Annotated in this window: 13 protein-coding genes; 5 read left to right on the forward strand and 8 right to left on the reverse strand. The window is 71.3% G+C overall.

Translation table 11 applies throughout. The annotated features are described in order from the left end of the window. Positions 1-13 precede the first annotated feature (13 nt). A complete protein-coding gene (locus tag ACFT4A_RS01200) occupies positions 14-2,527 on the reverse strand; it encodes a DEAD/DEAH box helicase (RefSeq protein ID WP_376384041.1) in 2,514 nt (837 codons plus the stop codon). A 145-nt stretch (positions 2,528-2,672) separates the two neighbouring features. Between ACFT4A_RS01200 and ACFT4A_RS01205 the strand changes: the two genes are divergently transcribed. Then, the gene (locus ACFT4A_RS01205; protein WP_382824800.1) at positions 2,673-3,467 is read left to right on the forward strand and encodes a metal-dependent hydrolase; all 795 of its coding nucleotides are present in this window, start codon (positions 2,673-2,675) and stop codon (positions 3,465-3,467) included. Between the two features lie 26 nt (positions 3,468-3,493). On the opposite strand, the gene ACFT4A_RS01210 is transcribed toward ACFT4A_RS01205, so the two are convergent. From ACFT4A_RS01210 to ACFT4A_RS01225, 4 genes are all read right to left on the reverse strand, one after another. Beyond that, positions 3,494-3,739, reverse strand: a complete 246-nt coding sequence (locus tag ACFT4A_RS01210; RefSeq protein WP_184599177.1) for a type B 50S ribosomal protein L31 — start codon at positions 3,737-3,739, stop codon at positions 3,494-3,496. Between the two features lie 14 nt (positions 3,740-3,753). Then, a complete protein-coding gene (locus ACFT4A_RS01215; protein WP_382824802.1) occupies positions 3,754-4,224 on the reverse strand; it encodes a DUF5709 domain-containing protein in 471 nt (156 codons plus the stop codon). 223 nt (positions 4,225-4,447) lie between these two features. Further along, a complete protein-coding gene (locus ACFT4A_RS01220; RefSeq protein WP_382824804.1) occupies positions 4,448-6,229 on the reverse strand; it encodes an ABC transporter ATP-binding protein in 1,782 nt (593 codons plus the stop codon). Further along, a complete protein-coding gene (locus ACFT4A_RS01225) occupies positions 6,226-8,031 on the reverse strand; it encodes an ABC transporter ATP-binding protein (protein WP_382824807.1) in 1,806 nt (601 codons plus the stop codon). The genes ACFT4A_RS01220 and ACFT4A_RS01225 overlap by 4 nt, the downstream gene beginning before the upstream one ends. A 212-nt stretch (positions 8,032-8,243) precedes the next feature. On the opposite strand from ACFT4A_RS01225, the gene ACFT4A_RS01230 reads away from it, so the two are divergent. Both ACFT4A_RS01230 and ACFT4A_RS01235 read left to right on the forward strand, forming a co-directional pair. Next, positions 8,244-9,839 (forward strand): peptide-N4-asparagine amidase, encoded by a 1,596-nt coding sequence (locus ACFT4A_RS01230; protein WP_382824809.1) that lies wholly within the window; start codon positions 8,244-8,246, stop codon positions 9,837-9,839. Between the two features lie 176 nt (positions 9,840-10,015). After that, on the forward strand, positions 10,016-11,458 hold the full coding sequence (locus tag ACFT4A_RS01235) for a cation:dicarboxylate symporter family transporter (protein WP_382824811.1): 1,443 nt from the start codon (positions 10,016-10,018) through the stop codon (positions 11,456-11,458). A gap of 255 nt (positions 11,459-11,713) precedes the next feature. Here the strand turns inward: ACFT4A_RS01235 and ACFT4A_RS01240 are convergent, their stop codons facing one another. Further along, positions 11,714-12,163 (reverse strand): MarR family winged helix-turn-helix transcriptional regulator, encoded by a 450-nt coding sequence (locus ACFT4A_RS01240; RefSeq protein WP_382824813.1) that lies wholly within the window; start codon positions 12,161-12,163, stop codon positions 11,714-11,716. A gap of 105 nt (positions 12,164-12,268) precedes the next feature. Here ACFT4A_RS01240 and ACFT4A_RS01245 point away from each other — a divergent pair, with 105 nt between their 5' ends. Together ACFT4A_RS01245 and mltG are read left to right on the forward strand one after the other, a co-directional pair. Further along, positions 12,269-14,071 carry an ABC transporter ATP-binding protein gene (locus ACFT4A_RS01245; protein WP_382824815.1) on the forward strand — a complete coding sequence of 601 codons (1,803 nt, stop codon included), beginning with the start codon at positions 12,269-12,271 and terminating at the stop codon, positions 14,069-14,071. A gap of 43 nt (positions 14,072-14,114) precedes the next feature. Continuing rightward, positions 14,115-14,993, forward strand: a complete 879-nt coding sequence (gene mltG, locus ACFT4A_RS01250) for an endolytic transglycosylase MltG (RefSeq protein WP_382824817.1) — start codon at positions 14,115-14,117, stop codon at positions 14,991-14,993. 40 nt (positions 14,994-15,033) lie between these two features. Here the strand turns inward: mltG and ACFT4A_RS01255 are convergent, their stop codons facing one another. Together ACFT4A_RS01255 and ACFT4A_RS01260 are read right to left on the reverse strand one after the other, a co-directional pair. After that, positions 15,034-16,110, reverse strand: a complete 1,077-nt coding sequence (locus ACFT4A_RS01255; RefSeq protein ID WP_382824818.1) for an NAD(P)-binding domain-containing protein — start codon at positions 16,108-16,110, stop codon at positions 15,034-15,036. A 62-nt stretch (positions 16,111-16,172) separates the two neighbouring features. Next, on the reverse strand, positions 16,173-17,201 hold the full coding sequence (locus ACFT4A_RS01260; protein ID WP_382824820.1) for an ABC transporter substrate-binding protein: 1,029 nt from the start codon (positions 17,199-17,201) through the stop codon (positions 16,173-16,175). Between the last annotated feature and the right edge of the window lie 28 nt (positions 17,202-17,229).

Raw genomic sequence — 17,229 nt, forward strand, 5'->3', positions numbered from 1 at the left:
GCGGTCCGGCCGTTCACAGCTGGCCGACGTCGGTGACGCGGACGATGGCACGGCCCTCCGCGTCGGAGGCCGTGAGGTCGACCTCCGCGCTGATGCCCCAGTCGTGGTCGCCGTTCGGGTCGTGGAAGATCTGCCGGACCCGCCACAGGGCGTTCTCCGGCTCCTCCTCGATGAGCAGAAGCTTGGGGCCGCGGGCGTCGGGGCCGGTGCCGAGGTCCTCGTACTCGTCGAAGTACTTGTCCAGCGCCTCGCCCCACGCGTCGGCGTCCCAGCCGGACTCCCCGTCCATCTCGCCCAGCGTCTCGACCTGGTCGAGGGCGGCCAGCTCGACCCGGCGGAACATGGCGTTGCGGACCAGCACGCGGAAGGCGCGGGCGTTGGCGGTGACCGGCTTGACCTCGTCGGCCTTCTCCTGGGCCTCCTCGGCGGTCATCTCCGCCGGGTTGGCCAGCTGCTCCCACTCGTCCAGCAGGCTGGAGTCGACCTGGCGCACCATCTCGCCCAGCCACGCGATCAGGTCTTCCAGATCCTCGGACTTGAGGTCGTCCGGGACGGTGTGGTCCAGGGCCTTGAAGGCGCTGGCGAGATAGCGCAGCACGATGCCCTCGGTGCGGGCCAGCTCGTAGTGGGACACCAGCTCCGTGAAGGACATCGCCCGTTCGTACATGTCGCGGATGACCGACTTCGGCGACAGCGGATGGTCGCCGACCCAGGGGTGGCTCTTGCGGTACGTGTCGTACGCGTGGAAGAGCAGCTCCTCCAGGGGCTTCGGGTACGTGATGTCCTGGAGGCGCTCCATGCGCTCCTCGTACTCGACCCCGTCGGCCTTCATCAGGGCGACGGCCTCGCCGCGCGCCTTGTTCTGCTGGGCGGCCAGGATCTGCCGCGGATCGTCGAGCGTCGACTCCACGACGGACACCATGTCGAGGGCGTACGACGGGGACTCGGGGTCCAGCAGCTCGAACGCGGCGAGCGCGAAGGTGGACAGCGGCTGGTTGAGTGCGAAGTCCTGCTGGAGGTCGACCGTGAGGCGGACGATGCGGCCCTCGGCGTCCGGCTGGTCGAGCTTCTCGACGATGCCGCCGTCCAGCAGCGAGCGGTAGATCGCGATGGCCCGGCGGATGTGCCGCAGCTGCTGCTTGCGCGGCTCGTGGTTGTCCTCCAGCATGCGGCGCATCGCCTCGAAGGCGTTGCCGGGGCGGGCGATCACCGACAGCAGCATCGTGTGCGTCACCCGGAACCGGGAGGCCAGGGGCTCCGGTTCGGAGCCGATCAGCTTCTCGAAGGTCTGCTCCGACCAGGCGACGAAGCCCTCCGGCGCCTTCTTGCGGACGACCTTGCGGCGCTTCTTCGGGTCGTCGCCCGCCTTGGCCAGCGCCTTCTCGTTCTCCACGACGTGCTCGGGCGCCTGCGCGACGACGAAGCCCTCCGTGTCGAAACCGGCCCGCCCGGCGCGGCCCGCGATCTGGTGGAACTCCCGGGCCCGCAGGGTGCGTACGCGAGTGCCGTCGTACTTGGTGAGAGCGGTGAACAGCACCGTGCGGATCGGGACGTTGACGCCCACGCCGAGCGTGTCCGTGCCGCAGATGACCTTCAGCAGACCGGCCTGCGCCAGCTTCTCCACCAGGCGGCGGTACTTGGGCAGCATGCCCGCGTGGTGGACGCCGATGCCGTGCCGGACGTAGCGGGAGAGGTTGCGGCCGAACTTCGTGGTGAAGCGGAAGTTGCCGATCAGCTCGGCGATCCGCTCCTTCTCCTCACGGGTGCACATGTTGATGCTCATCAGCGCCTGCGCCCGCTCCACGGCCTGCGCCTGCGTGAAGTGCACGATGTAGACGGGCGCCTGCCGGGCCTCCAGCAGGTCGGTGAGCGTCTCGGTGAGCGGGGTGTAGCGGTACTCGTAGGACAGCGGCACCGGACGGGTCGCCGAGCGGACCACCGCGGTCGGGCGGCCGGTGCGGCGGGTGAGGTCCTTCTCGAAGAAGGAGACGTCGCCGAGCGTCGCCGACATCAGCACGAACTGCGCCTGCGGCAGTTCCAGGATCGGGATCTGCCAGGCCCAGCCGCGGTCGCCCTCCGCGTAGAAGTGGAACTCGTCCATCACGACCTGGCCGACGTCCGCGTCCTTGCCGTCGCGCAGCGCGATCGACGCCAGCACCTCGGCGGTGCAGCAGATGACGGGGGCGTCGGAGTTCACGGACGCGTCGCCGGTCAGCATGCCGACGTTCTCCGTGCCGAAGATCTTGCACAGTTCGAAGAACTTCTCCGACACCAGCGCCTTGATCGGAGCCGTGTAGAAGGTGACCTCGTCGCGGGCCAGCGCGGCGAAGTGCGCACCCGCCGCGATCATGCTCTTGCCGGAACCGGTGGGCGTCGACACGATCACGTTCGCGCCGGAGACCACCTCGATCAGCGCCTCCTCCTGGTGGGGATAGAGCGTGAGACCCCGCTCGCCGGCCCACGACTCGAAGGCTTCGTACAAGGCGTCGGGGTCGGGGGTCCGCGGCAGCTGATCGATGAGGGTCACGCCCCCATCTTGCCTGGCCTGATGCCCGATGGGGGAATCGGCTGCGGGCCCGAAGATCACGAACGCTACGCTGGGTCGCCGACGACACGTCAGCGCACCCGGTCAACTGGACAGCGGCACACGAGGAATGGGGCGGGCAACTGCCATGATGGGACCAGCACACTCACTGTCGGGCGCCGCCGCCTGGCTCGGCGTCGGTGCGGCGGCCGCCGCGGCCGGGCACCCGATGCCCTGGCCGGTCCTCCTCGTGGGTGCCCTGATCTGCGCCGGTGCCGCGCTCGCCCCGGACCTCGACCACAAGGCGGCCACCATCTCCCGGTCCTTCGGCCCGCTCTCACGCTGGCTGTGCGAGATCGTGGACAAGCTGTCGTACGCCGTCTACAAGGCGACGAAGAAGCCGGGCGACCCGCGCCGCTCCGGGGGGCACCGGACGCTCACGCACACCTGGCTGTGGGCGGTCCTGATCGGTGCGGGCACCTCGGTCGTGGCGATCACCAGTGACCGCTGGGGCGTGCTGGCGATCCTCTTCGTGCACCTGGTCCTGGCCATCGAGGGGCTGCTGTGGCGGGCGGCGCGCGGCTCCAGCAGCGATGTCCTGGTGTGGCTGCTGGCCGCGACCACGGCGTGGATCCTCGCGGGTGTCCTGGACAAGTCGGGCAACGGCGCGGACTGGCTGTTCACGGCGCCGGGGCAGGAGTACCTGTGGCTGGGGCTGCCGGTCGTGCTGGGGGCGATCGTCCATGACATCGGGGACGCGCTGACCGTGTCCGGGTGCCCGATCCTGTGGCCCATACCCGTGGGGCGCAAGCGCTGGTACCCGCTCGGGCCGCCGAAGGCCCTGCGGTTCCGGGCGGGCAGCTGGGTCGAGCTCAGGGTGCTGATGCCGGTGTTCATGCTGCTCGGCGGGGTGGGCTGCGCGGCGGCGCTCAACGTCATCTGAGCGCGCCCCGGCCTGGCAGACGGGGCTCAGGCGCCGCCGTACCGCCGCTCGAACCGGGCGACCCGGCCCTCCGAGTCCACCGTGCGGGCCTTGCCCGTGTAGAAGGGGTGGCTCTCCGAGGAGATCTCCACGTCCACGACCGGGTACGTCTCGCCGTCGTCCCACTCGATGCGTTCGCCGCTGGTCGCGGTGGACCGGGTCAGGAAGGCGTATCCGGCGGTCCGGTCGCGGAAGACGACCGGGTGGTAGTCGGGGTGCTTGTCCTGCTGCATGGATGCTCCTTGCCTCAGCCGGACAGAGTGTCCTCGTCGACGACGTGCACGGCGGCCTCCTCGGCCGACGCCGCCGCGCCGTCGATGCCCACGTCCATGGCGACCAGCGCGCTCTCCTCGTCCTCGTGCGCGCCCTCGTCGGGTGCCACGAGCCGGCCGGAGCGGGCGTCGCCGACCTCGTTGTCCAGGAGTTCCCCGTCGGTGCCCTGGCAGTCCCCGAGACCGTCACCGTCCGGCGCGGCGGAATCCGGCAGCTCCTCGGAGAGCCGCTGGTCCAGCGTCTCGCCCGCGCGCCGCTCGGCCGCCGTCACACCGAGGTGCTCGACGGCCCAGGGCCGCTCGGGAGGGGACCAGCCCCGGTCCAGGGGATCGTCGACGCCGTCGTCCACCAGGGTGTCCTCGGCGTCGAGCAGCCCCGTGTCCTCTCGCTGCTCGTCTTGATCCGGTTGGTAGACGTCGTCTCCCCAACCGTCGGACCTGTTCACGGGTACCTCCAGGGGGTGGGGACGGGCCCGTTCCCCGAGCCGGTGCCTGATTCCAGCCTTCCACCGGGTCTCGTCCCCGCGCAACGCCACGGACCCCTGCCGGGGGCTTCGCCGCGTAGGCACCCAAGCCGCGTACGCACCCAAGCCGCCCGGCCTGCCGCAGACGCCGGCGATGGCGCCCTCCAGCCGACGGACCGATTCCTGCCCCCGGCGCCTCCCGGCCTCAGCCGTGCCAGGACCTCCACAGCGCCGCGTACGCCCCCTCCGCCGCTACCAGGTCGTCGTGACTGCCCAGCTCGCTGATCCGGCCGTTCTCGACGACGGCGATGACATCCGCGTCGTGGGCGGTGTGGAGGCGGTGGGCGATGGCCACGACCGTGCGGCCGTCGAGGACGCGAGCCAGGGAGCGTTCCAGGTGGCGGGCGGCTCGGGGGTCGAGCAGGGACGTCGCCTCGTCCAGGACCAGGGTGTGCGGGTCCGCGAGGACGAGGCGGGCCAGGGCGATCTGCTGGGCCTGGGCCGGGGTGAGCGCCAGGCCGCCGGAGCCGACCTCGGTGTCCAGACCGTCGTCGAGAGCCCGGGCCCAGCCGTCCGCGTCGACCGCGCCAAGCGCCGCCCAGAGCTCGGCCTCGACCGCGTCGGTCCGGGCGAGGCGCAGGTTGTCGCGCAGGGAGCCGACGAACACGTGGTGCTCCTGGTTGACCAGCGCGACATGGGCGCGGACGCGTTCCGCCGGCATCCGGGACAGCTCGGCGTCGCCCAGCGTGATCCGGCCGTCCCGGGGCGCGTAGATCCCGGCGAGCAGCCGCCCCAGCGTCGACTTGCCCGCACCCGAGGGCCCGACCAGGGCCAGCCGGGTGCCGGGGGAGACCTCCAGGGACACCTTGCGCAGGACGTCCACGCCCTCCAGATAGCCGAAGTGCACCCGGTCGGCCCGCACATGGCGTCCCTCGGGCGCCACGGAGGAGTCGCCGGCCTCCGGTTCGATGTCCCGGACCCCGACCAGCCGGGCCAGCGACACCTGGGCCACCTGCAGCTCGTCGTACCAGCGCAGGATCATGCCCACCGGGTCGACGAGCATCTGGGCGATCAGCGCCCCCGTCGTGAGCTGCCCGACGTCGATCCAGCCCCGGAGGGCGAACACACCGCCGACCAGCAGGACCGAGGCGAGCACGGTCACGTGGGTGACGTTGAAGACCGGGAAGAGCACCGACCGCAGCCACAGCGTGTAGCGCTCCCAGGCCGTCCACTCCTTGATCCGGCGCTCGGAGAGGGCCACCCGGCGATCACCGAGGCGGTGCGCCTCGACCGTACGCCCGGCATCCACCGTCTCGGCGAGCGCGGCGGCCACCGCGGCGTACCCGGCGGACTCCGAGCGGTAGGCGGCCGGCGCCCGCCGGAAGTACCAGCGGCAGCCGACCACCAGCACCGGCAGGGCGAGCAGCACGGCGAGCGCCAGCGGCGGCGCCGTGACCACCAGCCCGCCCATCAGCAGCACCACCCACACCACGCCGATCGACAACTGCGGCACGGCCTCGCGCATGGCGTTGCCCAGCCGGTCGATGTCGGTCGTGATCCGCGACAGCAGGTCCCCGGTCCCGGCCCGCTCCAGCACGCCGGGCGGCAGCCCGACCGACCGCACGAGGAAGTCCTCGCGCAGGTCGGCCAGCATCCGCTCACCGAGCATCGCGCCGCGCAGCCGCACCTGGTGGACGAACGCCGCCTGGACGGCCAGCGCGGCCACGAACAGCCCCGCCGTGAGTTCCAGGCGCAGGTCCCGCGCCCCGTCGGACACCCGCTCCACGAGCCCGCCCAGCAGCCACGGACCGGCCATCGAGGCGATGACGGCGACCGTGTTGACGGTGATGAGCAGCACGAACGCCCGGCGGTGCCGGCGCAGCAGTTCGCCCGCGTAGGCGCGGACGGTCGCGGGGGCGCCGACCGGCAGGGTGTTCGCCGTCGTCGGGGCGGCCGGGTCGTACGCCGGTGGCGCGACGCCGATCATGCCTTCTCCTCGATCTCTTCCAGTTCCGCCAGTACGTCGGTCAGGTCGGCCGCACCGTTCAGGGCGGCCTCGTCCTCGGTCTCGCGGGTGACCACCGCCCGGTAGCGGGGCTCGGTGCGCACCAGCTCGCGATGGGCGCCGACCGCGGCGACCTCGCCGTCGTGCAGGAACACGACCCGGTCGGCGCGGTCCAGCAGCAGCGGGGAGGAGGTGAACACCACGGTCGTGCGCCCCGCGCGCAGCTCCCGCACGCCTTCGGCGATCCGTGCCTCGGTGTGCGAGTCGACGGCCGAGGTCGGCTCGTCCAGGACCAGCACCTCCGGGTCCGTGATCAGCGACCGGGCGAGCGCGAGCCGCTGGCGCTGCCCGCCGGACAGGGACCGGCCGCGTTCGGTGATCCGGGCGTCCATGGGGTCGGCGGCGTCCAGCGAGCCCTGCACCAGCGCCGCCAGCACGTCGTCGCACTGCGCGGCGGCCAGCGCCTCCCGCGGCTCCACGGCACCCGACGCGGGTACGTCGAACAGTTCGCGCAGCGAGCCGGAGAGCAGCACCGGGTCCTTGTCCTGGACGAGGACGGCCGTACGGGCCGAGGCCAGCGGGAGTTCGTCGAGCGGCACACCGCCCAGCAGCACCGAGGTGCCCTCCTGCGAGGGGTGTCCGCCCAGCCGTTCCGCCAGCCGGCCCGCCGCGTCCGGGTCGCCGCAGACCACGGCGGTGAGCCGGCCGGGGGACGCGAGCAGCCCGGTGTCCGGGTCGTACAGGTCTCCGGCGGGGGCCTCGGCCGCGCGGGACCCGGCGGTGTCCGTGGCCCGCTCCAGCGACAGCACGCCCGCCGCCCGCTTGGCCGAGGGCCGGGAGAAGGAGTACGCCATGGCGATCTCCTCGAAGTGCCGCAGCGGATAGGTGAGCACCATCACCGAGCTGTAGACGGTGACCAGTTCGCCGACGGTGATCCGGCCCTGGCGGGCCAACTGCACGCCGTGCCAGACGACGGCGATGAGCAGCAGACCCGGCAGCAGGACCTGGATCGCGGAGATCAGCGACCACATCCGGGCGCTGCGCACGGCCGCGTGCCGGACCTCCTGGGAGGCGCTGCGGTAGCGGTCGAGGAACAGTTCCTCACCGCCGATGCCGCGCAGCACGCGCAGTCCGGCGACGGTGTCCGAGGCGAGTTCGGTGGCGCGTCCGGCCTTCTCGCGCTGGGTGTCGGCCCGCCGGGTGGCGCGGGGCAGCAGGGGCAGCACGGCGAGTGCCAGCACGGGCAGGCCGACGGCCACGACCACGCCGAGCGCGGGCTGGTAGACGAGCAGACCGACGCAGACCAGCACGATGGTGACCAGGGCCGCGGTGAACCGCGACAGGGCCTCCACGAACCAGCCGATCTTCTCGACGTCGCCCGTGGACACGGCGACGACCTCACCGGCCGCGACGCGCCGGGTCAGCGCCGAGCCCAGCTGGGCGGCCTTGCGGGCGAGCAGTTGCTGGACGCGGGCGGCCGCCGTGATCCAGTTGGTGATGGCGGTGCGGTGCAGGAAGGTGTCGCCGACCGCGTTGGTGACGCAGACCAGTGCCAGCAGACCGCCCGCCAGGGCGAGCCGCGTGCCGGAGCGGTCGACGACGGCCTGTACGGCGACACCGACGCAGAACGGCAGCGCGGCGACGGAGGCGAAGTGCAGCAGCCCCCAGGCCAGCGACTTGAGCTGCCCGCCGAGCTGATTGCGGAAGAGCCACCACAGGAATCGGGGACCCGAACGCGCGTCCGGCACGCCGGGGTCGGCGTAGGGAAGGTCTTGAATCTGCATGACGTCCCAGTGGCTCGTGTCAGGGTGATGGGGGGTTCGGCCGATGGCAGCAAACCGTGACAGGTTCGCGTCGCGGCATGGTCGGAGGCAACCGGTTTTCCGGTGCGCGAGCGGCCCACCGACCGGAACCGGCCGCCAGGGGTGGGAACAGCGCTGCCTCGACGGGCGGTTGCTCATTGCGGAGGCGGCGGACTCCCCGTAGAACACCGGCCATGAAGAGACGGATCGTCATGTCCATGCTTGCCGGGGCGACCCTCCTGGCGAGCACCCTCCTCGGAACCGGCCCCGCCCGGGCGGCCGACGTCCCCGCCGAGTTCGGCACCGACTGGCACGACCCGGTCACGGCCGCCCCGCCCGTCGTCAGGCCGGGCGGGAAGGCCTGCGAGGTCACCGTCGCCCAGGCGCAGTTCCGCGACTTCACCCCGTACCGGGGCACGTACACCCCGCCCGACGACTGCGGCGACCGCTGGAGCAAGGTCGTGCTGCGGCTCGACGGCAAGGTCAAGGGGCGCCAGTACGACCGCCTCGGCTATCTGCACGTCGGCGGGGTGGAGATCTTCCGTACGTCGACGCCGCAGCCCTCGCCCGACGGCATCGAGTGGTCCGTGGAGAAGGACGTCACGCGCTACGGCGACACCTTCCGCGGGAGCCAGGACGTCGAGATGCTCATCGGCAACGTCGTCGACGACACCTACACCGGCGTCCTCGACGTCAAGGTCACGCTGACGTTCTACGAGGGCCGCCCGGACAGCAGGAGCCCCGACCGGGTGCTCACCCTCGACGACGACTCGGCCCTCACCACCCCGCGCAACAGCGAGCGCATCGTCGCCGAGGTGTACGCCACCGGTTCCGGAGGCGGCTGCGAGGAGTACTGGTACCTCTCGGTGCCCGATCCCGCGCCGTACTCCTGCAAGGCCGGCCGGGGCCCCTACCGCGAGGTGCAGATCCGTATGGACGGCCGGCTCGCGGGCATCGCCACGCCGTTCCCGACCGTGTGGACCGGCGGCTGGTCCAACCCCTTCCTCTGGTACGTGACCCCGGGCCCGCGCGCCTTCGACATCAAACCGATCACCTACGATCTCACCCCCTTCGCCGGGCTCCTCAACGACGGCCGGTCGCACCGCGTCGAGGTCTCGGTCGTCGGCGTCCCGGAGGGGCAGGCCGGCTGGAGCACCCCCGTGAACGTCCTCGTCTGGCAGGACGAGCGGCGCACCCATGTCACCGGGAAGCTCACCGCGCACCGGGAGGGCGATCTCACCGACTCCTCGGACTACACGCCCGGTTCGGAGCACCGGGTGGACACCGAGGGCGCGCACCGGCTGACCGTCGCCGGATACGTGGACACCTCACACGGCCGCGTCACGACGACCGTCGGCCGCTCGCTCGCCCACACCTCCGAGCACCGCTGGACCGACGGTGAGACGACCGACGGGCTCGAGGCCACCTGGACCGACGACGAGTCCGTGACCGTCGACGGGCGCGGACCGGCCCGCAGCACCCGCACCCACCGGACTTACACGATGGACGGCACGACCACCCTCGGGGCGGGCGACCGGCTGCGCACTGTGCTGGCCCTCGGCGACCGTGCCGCGACCGTCGAGTCGCGGGGCGGTCGGCGCACCGCCTGGTCGCGCCTCGACGACTCCTACACGGGCGATGCCACGTACACGGCGAACGTGCCCCGCGATCAGCGGCACGCGGTCGGCACCACGAGTGAGCGCTACCGGCTGTACGGCTCGCACGGCTGCTACGACCGCACGCTGACCACGGTTCAGGGGGTGCTCACGGGAGACCGCGACCGGTGCTGAGGGGAGCGGTGTGGTCGGTGTGACATGCATCACTTAAGCCACTTTTACGTGTCCGAAACATTGCGGTCTTGTGCGCGATCAAGACAGCCTCCAGAGTGTTCGGTTACGGAAGCAGCTTTCCGTATCGCAGAAGTCCCCTCCGGCCTCTGTGTAGCCCGTCCCCCCAAGGAGGCCCCGTGCCACCGTCCGTACCGTCTCTGCCGCGACGTGTCGCACGCACACTGCGTACCTCACTTTTCGCGCAGGTTCTCTGCGCGCTCGTTCTCGGAATCGTCGTCGGAAAGCTGTGGCCGGACACGGCCACGGCTCTCCAGCCGCTCGGCGACGGTTTCACCCGCCTCATCAAGACCGTGATCTCGCCGCTGGTGTTCTGCGTGGTCGTCGTCGGCATCGCCAAGGCCGGTGACCTGAAGGCCTTCGGCCGGATCGGGGTCAAGGCCCTGATCTGGTTCGAGGTCGCCTCCACGGTCGCCCTGGTCATCGGTCTCCTCGCCGCCAACCTCGTCGGGCCCGGCAAGGGCATGAACGTCGACCCCGGCTCGCTGGACGCGGCCGCCGTGGAGAAGACGACCGGCGGCGGGCATCTGCCCTCGACGACCGAGTTCCTCCTCCACGCGCTGCCCGAGAGTTTCGTCGGCGCCTTCGCCGACAACGAGTTGCTCCAGGTCCTGATCCTGGCCTGTCTGGTGGGCGCCGCCCTGCTGCACCTCGGGCACACCAAGGTGCCGAAGATCCTGCCCGCCATCGACCAGGCCCAGGACGTCATCTTCGCGGTCGTCGGCTTCATCATGCGACTGGCGCCGATCGCGGTGTTCGGTGCGATGGCCCACCTCGTCGGCAACTACGGGCTGGGCGTGATGAAGACGTACGCCAAGCTCATCGTGCTCTGCTATGTCGCGGCGGCGCTGTTCATCGCGCTGCTCGCCGTCGCCCTGCGCCTGGTGACCGGGCTCAGCCTGTGGAAGTTCCTGCGCTACATCCGCGAGGAGATGCTGCTCGCGCTCGGTACCGCGTCCACCGAGGCGGTCATGCCGCGGGTGATGCAGAAGCTGCGGCGGGCCGGCGCCCGCGACGACGCCGTGGGTCTCGTGCTGCCCACGGGTTACTCCTTCAACCTCGACGGCGCCTCGCTCTACCTGTCCATCGGCACGCTGTTCATCGCCCAGGCGGTGGGCGTGGACCTGACCCTGGGGCAGCAGGTCACCGTGGTGCTGGTGCTGATGCTGACCAGCAAGGGCATGGCGGGCATCCCCGGCTCGGCGTTCCTCGCCCTGTCCGCGACCGCCTCCTCGCTGGGTGCGATTCCGGCCGGAGCGGTCGCCCTGCTGCTCGGTGTGGACCGCATCATGGACTCGATGCGCGTCGTCACGAACCTGCTCGGCAACTGCGTCGCCGTGTTCGCGGTGTCCCGCTGGGAGGGCGCCCTGGATACCGACAGGGCGAAGAAGACGCTCGACGGGGACTACGCGGCTCCGCCGGAGGACGACGACGAGGGCGACGGCGACGGCGGCAAGGGCGTCGGCGCCAGCGCCCCGGCGATCAAGCCGACGGCGGCCGATGCCCCAGCCTCGGGCATCCCCACCCAGAAGCCCAAGGAACCCGCCCCCGAGGTCGGTTGACCCAAGCTGAACGGCCCGCGGCCACCGCTCCAGCAACACGAGCGGCGGCCGCGCCCCGTTTCACGGGCCGTGGCGGGTCCAGGCTTCAGCGCCCCGGCGCCGCCACACGGGCCCCCGGCCGACCGGCGCGGCATGTGGCGCCGTCGTCGGGCCGTCGCCCAGCTGAAGGGATCGCCGCCGCCGGGCCGTCCCCCGCTTGACCGGTGAAGCCCTCAGCACCGCCGACCCACCCCCCCCGCCTGATCGGCGAAGCCCTCAGCACCGCCGTACCGGCGCCCCGTCGATCAGCGTGTCCAACAGCCCCCCGAGCGCCGCGCGCTGATCCTCGGCCAGCGGGGCGAGGATCTCCTCCGCTGCCGATCTGCGCGCCGCCCGCAGCTCGCGCAGCGCGCCATGCCCGTCGTCCGTGAGTTCGATGCGGATCACCCGGCGATTCGCCGGGTCCGGGACCCGCCGTACTTTCCCGCTCGCCTCCAGCGCGTCGACCAGCGTCGTCACGGCCCGCGGCACCACCTCCAGGCGCTCGGCCAGATCGGCCATGCGCGGCGGCGAGCCCCAGTGCGCGAGGGTGCGCAGCAGCCGGGACTGGGCCGGGGTGATACCGAGGTCGCGCTGCTCCAGATGGCGCTTCTGGATGCGATGGACCCGGCGGGTGAGCCGCAGCAACTGCTCGGCGAGCAGGCCGTCGGGATCGGGCGTGGTCATACGGGAACAATATCAGGATGCAGTTCATTGTGAGTATAGGTAACAATGAGCTACGATCCGACCCGCCCGGCGCCCGCCGGTGCCGTACCGCTCTCGAAGGAGCCCATGCCTCCCGATCACGAAACCCCCTGGACCCCACCCGACGGCTCGAAGGAACAGCCCCGGCAGGTCCGCCGCATCCTCAGGCTCTTCCGGCCCTACCGAGGCCGCCTCGCGATCGTCGGCCTGCTGGTCGGCGCCGCCTCGCTGGTCTCGGTCGCCACGCCCTTCATGCTGAAGGAGATCCTGGACGTCGCGATCCCCGAGGGGCGCACCGGCCTGCTCAGCCTGCTCGCCCTCGGCATGATCCTCAGCGCCGTCCTCACCAGCGTCTTCGGCGTGCTGCAGACCCTGATCTCGACGACGGTCGGCCAGCGCGTCATGCACGACCTGCGCACCGCCGTCTACGGCCGGCTCCAGCGCATGTCCCTGGCGTTCTTCACCCGTACGCGCACCGGCGAGGTGCAGTCCCGCATCGCCAACGACATCGGCGGCATGCAGGCCACCGTCACCTCCACCGCGACCTCCCTGGTCTCCAACCTGACAAGCGTCGTCGCGACGATCGTCGCGATGGTCGTCCTCGACTGGCGTCTGACCGTCGTCTCGCTGCTGTTGCTGCCGGTGTTCGTGTGGATCAGCCGCCGCGTCGGCAAGGAGCGCCGCAGGATCACCACCCAGCGCCAGAAGCAGATGGCCACCATGGCCGCCACGGTCACCGAGTCGCTCTCCGTCAGCGGCATCCTGCTCGGCCGCACGATGGGCCGCTCCGACTCGCTGACGAAGTCCTTCGCCGACGAGTCCGAGGAACTCGTCGACCTCGAGGTGCGGTCGAACATGGCCGGCCGCTGGCGCATGGCCGTGATCACGATCGTGATGGCCGCCCTGCCCGCCGTCATCTACTGGACCGCCGGCATGGCCCTCCAACTGGGCGGCCCCCAGGTCTCCCTCGGCACGATCGTCGCGTTCGTCTCGCTCCAGCAGGGCCTGTTCCGCCCGGCCGTGAGCCTGCTGTCGACCGGTGTGCAGATCCAGAGCTCGCTCGCCCTCTTCCAGCGCATCTTCGAGTACCTCGACCTGCCCGTGGACATCACCGAGCGCGCGGACCCGGTCCGCCTCGACCGGGTCAAGGGCGAGGTCCGCTTCGAGAACGTCTCCTTCGGCTACGACGACAAGGACGGCCCGGTCCTCGACGCCATCGACCTCACCGTCCCGGCGGGCAGCAGCCTCGCCCTCGTCGGCTCCACCGGCGCCGGCAAGTCCACCCTCGGCTATCTGGTGCCCCGGCTCTACGACGTGACCGGCGGCCGCGTCACCCTCGACGGGGTCGACGTCCGCGACCTCGACTTCGACACCCTGGCGCGCGCGGTCGGCGTCGTCTCGCAGGAGACGTACCTCTTCCACGCCCCGGTCGCCGACAATCTGCGCTTCGCCAGGCCCGACGCCACCGACGAGGAGCTGTACCAGGCGGCGAAGGCGGCGCAGATCCACGACCACATCGCGTCCCTGCCCGACGGCTACGACACCGTCGTCGGCGAACGCGGCCACCGCTTCTCCGGCGGTGAGAAGCAGCGCCTGGCCATCGCGCGCACGATCCTGCGCGACCCGCCGGTCCTCATCCTCGACGAGGCCACCAGCGCCCTGGACACCCGGACCGAGGCCGCCGTCCAGGAGGCCATCGACGCCCTGTCGGCCAACCGCACCACGGTGACCATCGCCCACCGGCTCTCCACGGTGCGGCATGCCGACCAGATCGTGGTCCTCGACTCGGGGCACGCCGTCGAACGCGGCACACACGAGGAACTCCTGGAGCGGGACGGACGGTACGCGGCGCTCGTACGCCGGGATGCCCAACTGGAACCGACAAACTGAAGATATGCCAGGTTTATGACGAAATGCGAGTTACCGTGCCCGCATGCAGACGAACACTCCGCCACGAAGCGCCATGCGACTGACGCGCCGGGGCCGTATCGTCCTCGTCGCGACCGGAGCCGTCCTGGTCGGCACCGCCGTGGCGGTGCCGCTGCTGATTCTGGGGCCCGGGGACGGCGACGGCCGGACCGCGACCCTGGTCATCCCCGAGGGCTGGCGCGCGAGCCAGGTCTACGCCGCCGTCGACAAGGCCCTCGCCCTGCCCGCCGGCAGCGCCAAGAAGTCCCTCGCGAAGGCCGCCGCGAAGCTGCCGGACGACGCCAACGGCAACCCGGAGGGCTACCTCTTCCCGGCGACCTATCCGCTCCCCTGGAAGACCAAGCCGGAGAATCTCCTGGCGCGGATGATCGACACGGCGAACGAGAAGTTCAACGGCGCGCCCATCGCCGCAGGGGCCCAGCGCAACGCGATGAACGTCTACCAGGCCGTCACCATCGCGAGCATCGTCCAGGCGGAGGCGGCCACCGCGGACGACATGGGCAAGGTGGCCCGGGTCGTCTTCAACCGCCTCGAACGCGGTATGCCGCTCCAGATGGACTCCACCGTCAACTACGCGCTGGGCCGCTCCACTCTGCGGACGACGGAGAGCGACACCCGGATCGAGAACCCCTACAACACGTACCAGCGCATGGGCCTGCCGCCCACACCCATCGACAACCCGGGCGAGGAGGCGATGCACGCCGCCGTCAACCCGCCCGCGGGCGACTGGCTGTACTTTGTCACGGTCCGGCCGGGCGACACCCGCTTCACCGCGGACTACGCGGAACACCAGCGCAATGTCGCGGAGTTCAACGCCCAGGTGAAGGGCACGGGCACGGCGGCGGCCCCTGAGGGGAGCGGGGCACTGCGCGACCAGCCGTGAACGGCCCGCAGCCCATAGCCGACATCACGTCACGTTGTCGTCACGCCGCGGCCGGCTCGGACGTCAGCAGTCGCCTGATGTCGCGGACGGCCGCCCGCCCGGCCCGGTTCGCGCCGATCGTGCTGGCCGACGGTCCGTAGCCGACGAGGTGGATCCGCGGGTCGGCGGCCGCGCGCGTGCCCTCGATACGGATGCCGCCGCCCGGCTCGCGCAGCCGCAGCGGGGCGAGGTGGTCGACGGCCGGCCGGAAGCCGGTGGCCCAGAGGATGACGTCGGCGTCGACATGCCGGCCGTCCTTCCAGTCCACCCCGGTGGGCGTGATCCGGTCGAACATCGGCTGCCGGTCGAGCACCCCGTCCTCGATGCCCTGCCGGATCGCGTCGTTGAGCGGCAGCCCGGTGACCGAGACGACACTCCTGGGCGGCAGCCCCTGCCGTACCCGCTCCTCGACGAGCGCGACCGCCGCCCGGCCCGCGTCCTCGTCGAAGGGCCCCTCACGGAAGACGGGCGGGCGCCGCGTCACCCAGGTGGTGGAAGCGGCGTACGCGGCGATCTCCAGCAGATGCTGCGTGCCCGACGCACCGCCGCCCACCACGACGACCCGCTGCCCGGCGAACTCCTCGGGTCCGGGGTACCGCGCGGTGTGCAACTGCCGTCCCCGGAAGGTCTCCTGCCCGGGGTAGCGCGGCAAGAACGGCCGGTCCCAGGTGCCGGTCGCGTTGATCAGCGCCCGCGTCGACCACACGCCGTCCGAGGTCTCCACGAGCAGCCGCCCGCCGGAACCCTCGCGCACCGCGCGTACGTCGACCGGGCGCCGCACGCGCAGGTCGAAGGTCCGTTCGTAGCGGTCGAAGTAGTCGCTGATCACCTCGGCGGACGGTCGTGCCGGGTCCGCGCCGGTGAGTTCCATCCCCGGCAGCGCGTGCATGCCGTGCACCTTGCCGTACGTCAGCGACGGCCAGCGGAACTGCCAGGCGCCGCCGGGCCCGGGGGAGTGGTCCAGCACGACGAAGTCGCGGTCCGGCTCGAAACCGGCCCGCCGCAGGTGAAAGGCGCCGGCCAGACCGGCCTGACCTGCGCCTATGACGACCACCTCGACCTCGCGCGTGTTGTTCACGCTTCTACCAACCGCGCCGCAGTCATGGATCTTCCCGCACGGTCGGGTCGGATCAGGTCAGGTCACGAGCCTTCCGACGGCCGGGGCGCGGTGGTCGACGGCGGCAGGTCGCCGTTGAACCGGGTGTCGGTGAAGTCGGCGAAGTCGACCTTGCGCGGGATGAGCTTCAACGCCGTGAACGTGTCGGCGATCTCCTGCTCTGAGGCGATCAACGGCTTGTCGACCGCGACCTCGACCCGGGTGGTGTAGGTGCGCTTCACCGCCGCGAGTGCCACGTCCTCGGGGAGCCCGGTGTCCTTCGCCCAGACCTTCGCCCACTCCTCCTCGTGGTCGTACACCCAGGTGTAGGCGCGACGCAGCCGCTCCAGGTAGTCCTTGACGGCGGCGGCCTTCTTCTTGTCCTTCAGCGCCTCCGGTGCCGCGACCTGGAAGGTGAGCCCGTTGGTCACACCGTCGCCGTCGCTCAGCACGCGGCCCTGCTTGGCCTTGAGCACCTGTGAGGTGTACGGGTCCCACACCGCCCACGCGTCGACCTTGCCGGCGGTGAACGCGGCGAGCGCGTCGGCCGGCTGGAGGTACTTGACCTTGACGTCGCTCAGCTTCAGCCCGACCTTCTTGAGGTTCGCGACCAGCTGGAAGTGCGCGGAGGATCCCTGGGCGACGGCGACCGACTTGCCCTTGAGCTGCGCGGGGTTCTTCAGGGACGAGTCGTTCGGGACGAGGATGGTGTCGCCCTTGGACGTGCCGTGCCATGCGGCCACGACCTTGATCTTCGAACCCGCCCCGGCGGCGAACACCGGCGGGGTGTTGCCGACGCCGCCGATGTCGACGGCCTTGGCGTTGACGGCCTCCAGCAGGGGCGGGCCGGAGGTGAACGTCGACCACTTGATCTTGTAGTCGAGGTTCTTCAGTTCCCCGGCGGCCCGCAGGATGGCCTCCGAACCGCCCTTCTGGTCACCGACGTTGATCGTGACGTCGCCCTGGCCGTCGGTGCCGCCGTCCGACGTGCTGGCGGCCGAGTTCCCGCCGCAGGCGGAGAGCAGCAGGGCGAGGGGGAGAAGCAGGGCGGCGGGGGCGAGGCGTCGTCGCATGGCGGTTCCGTTCATGTGGGTCGTACGG

This window comes from Streptomyces sp. NPDC057099 (assembly GCF_042671245.1).
Taxonomy (GTDB): Bacteria; Actinomycetota; Actinomycetes; order Streptomycetales; family Streptomycetaceae; genus Streptomyces; species Streptomyces purpurascens.

What these genes read in the sequence shown, in the direction of transcription:
- ACFT4A_RS01225 (WP_382824807.1), bottom strand. Translation starts at nt 8,031, where the DNA reads ATGCAGATTCAAGACCTTCCCTACGCCGACCCCGGCGTGCCGGACGCG.
- ACFT4A_RS01205 (WP_382824800.1), top strand. Translation starts at nt 2,673, where the DNA reads ATGATGGGACCAGCACACTCACTGTCGGGCGCCGCCGCCTGGCTCGGC.
- ACFT4A_RS01260 (WP_382824820.1), bottom strand. Translation starts at nt 17,201, where the DNA reads ATGCGACGACGCCTCGCCCCCGCCGCCCTGCTTCTCCCCCTCGCCCTG.
- ACFT4A_RS01210 (WP_184599177.1), bottom strand. Translation starts at nt 3,739, where the DNA reads ATGCAGCAGGACAAGCACCCCGACTACCACCCGGTCGTCTTCCGCGAC.
- ACFT4A_RS01220 (WP_382824804.1), bottom strand. Translation starts at nt 6,229, where the DNA reads ATGATCGGCGTCGCGCCACCGGCGTACGACCCGGCCGCCCCGACGACG.
- ACFT4A_RS01245 (WP_382824815.1), top strand. Translation starts at nt 12,269, where the DNA reads ATGCCTCCCGATCACGAAACCCCCTGGACCCCACCCGACGGCTCGAAG.
- ACFT4A_RS01240 (WP_382824813.1), bottom strand. Translation starts at nt 12,163, where the DNA reads ATGACCACGCCCGATCCCGACGGCCTGCTCGCCGAGCAGTTGCTGCGG.
- mltG (WP_382824817.1), top strand. Translation starts at nt 14,115, where the DNA reads ATGCAGACGAACACTCCGCCACGAAGCGCCATGCGACTGACGCGCCGG.
- ACFT4A_RS01230 (WP_382824809.1), top strand. Translation starts at nt 8,244, where the DNA reads ATGAAGAGACGGATCGTCATGTCCATGCTTGCCGGGGCGACCCTCCTG.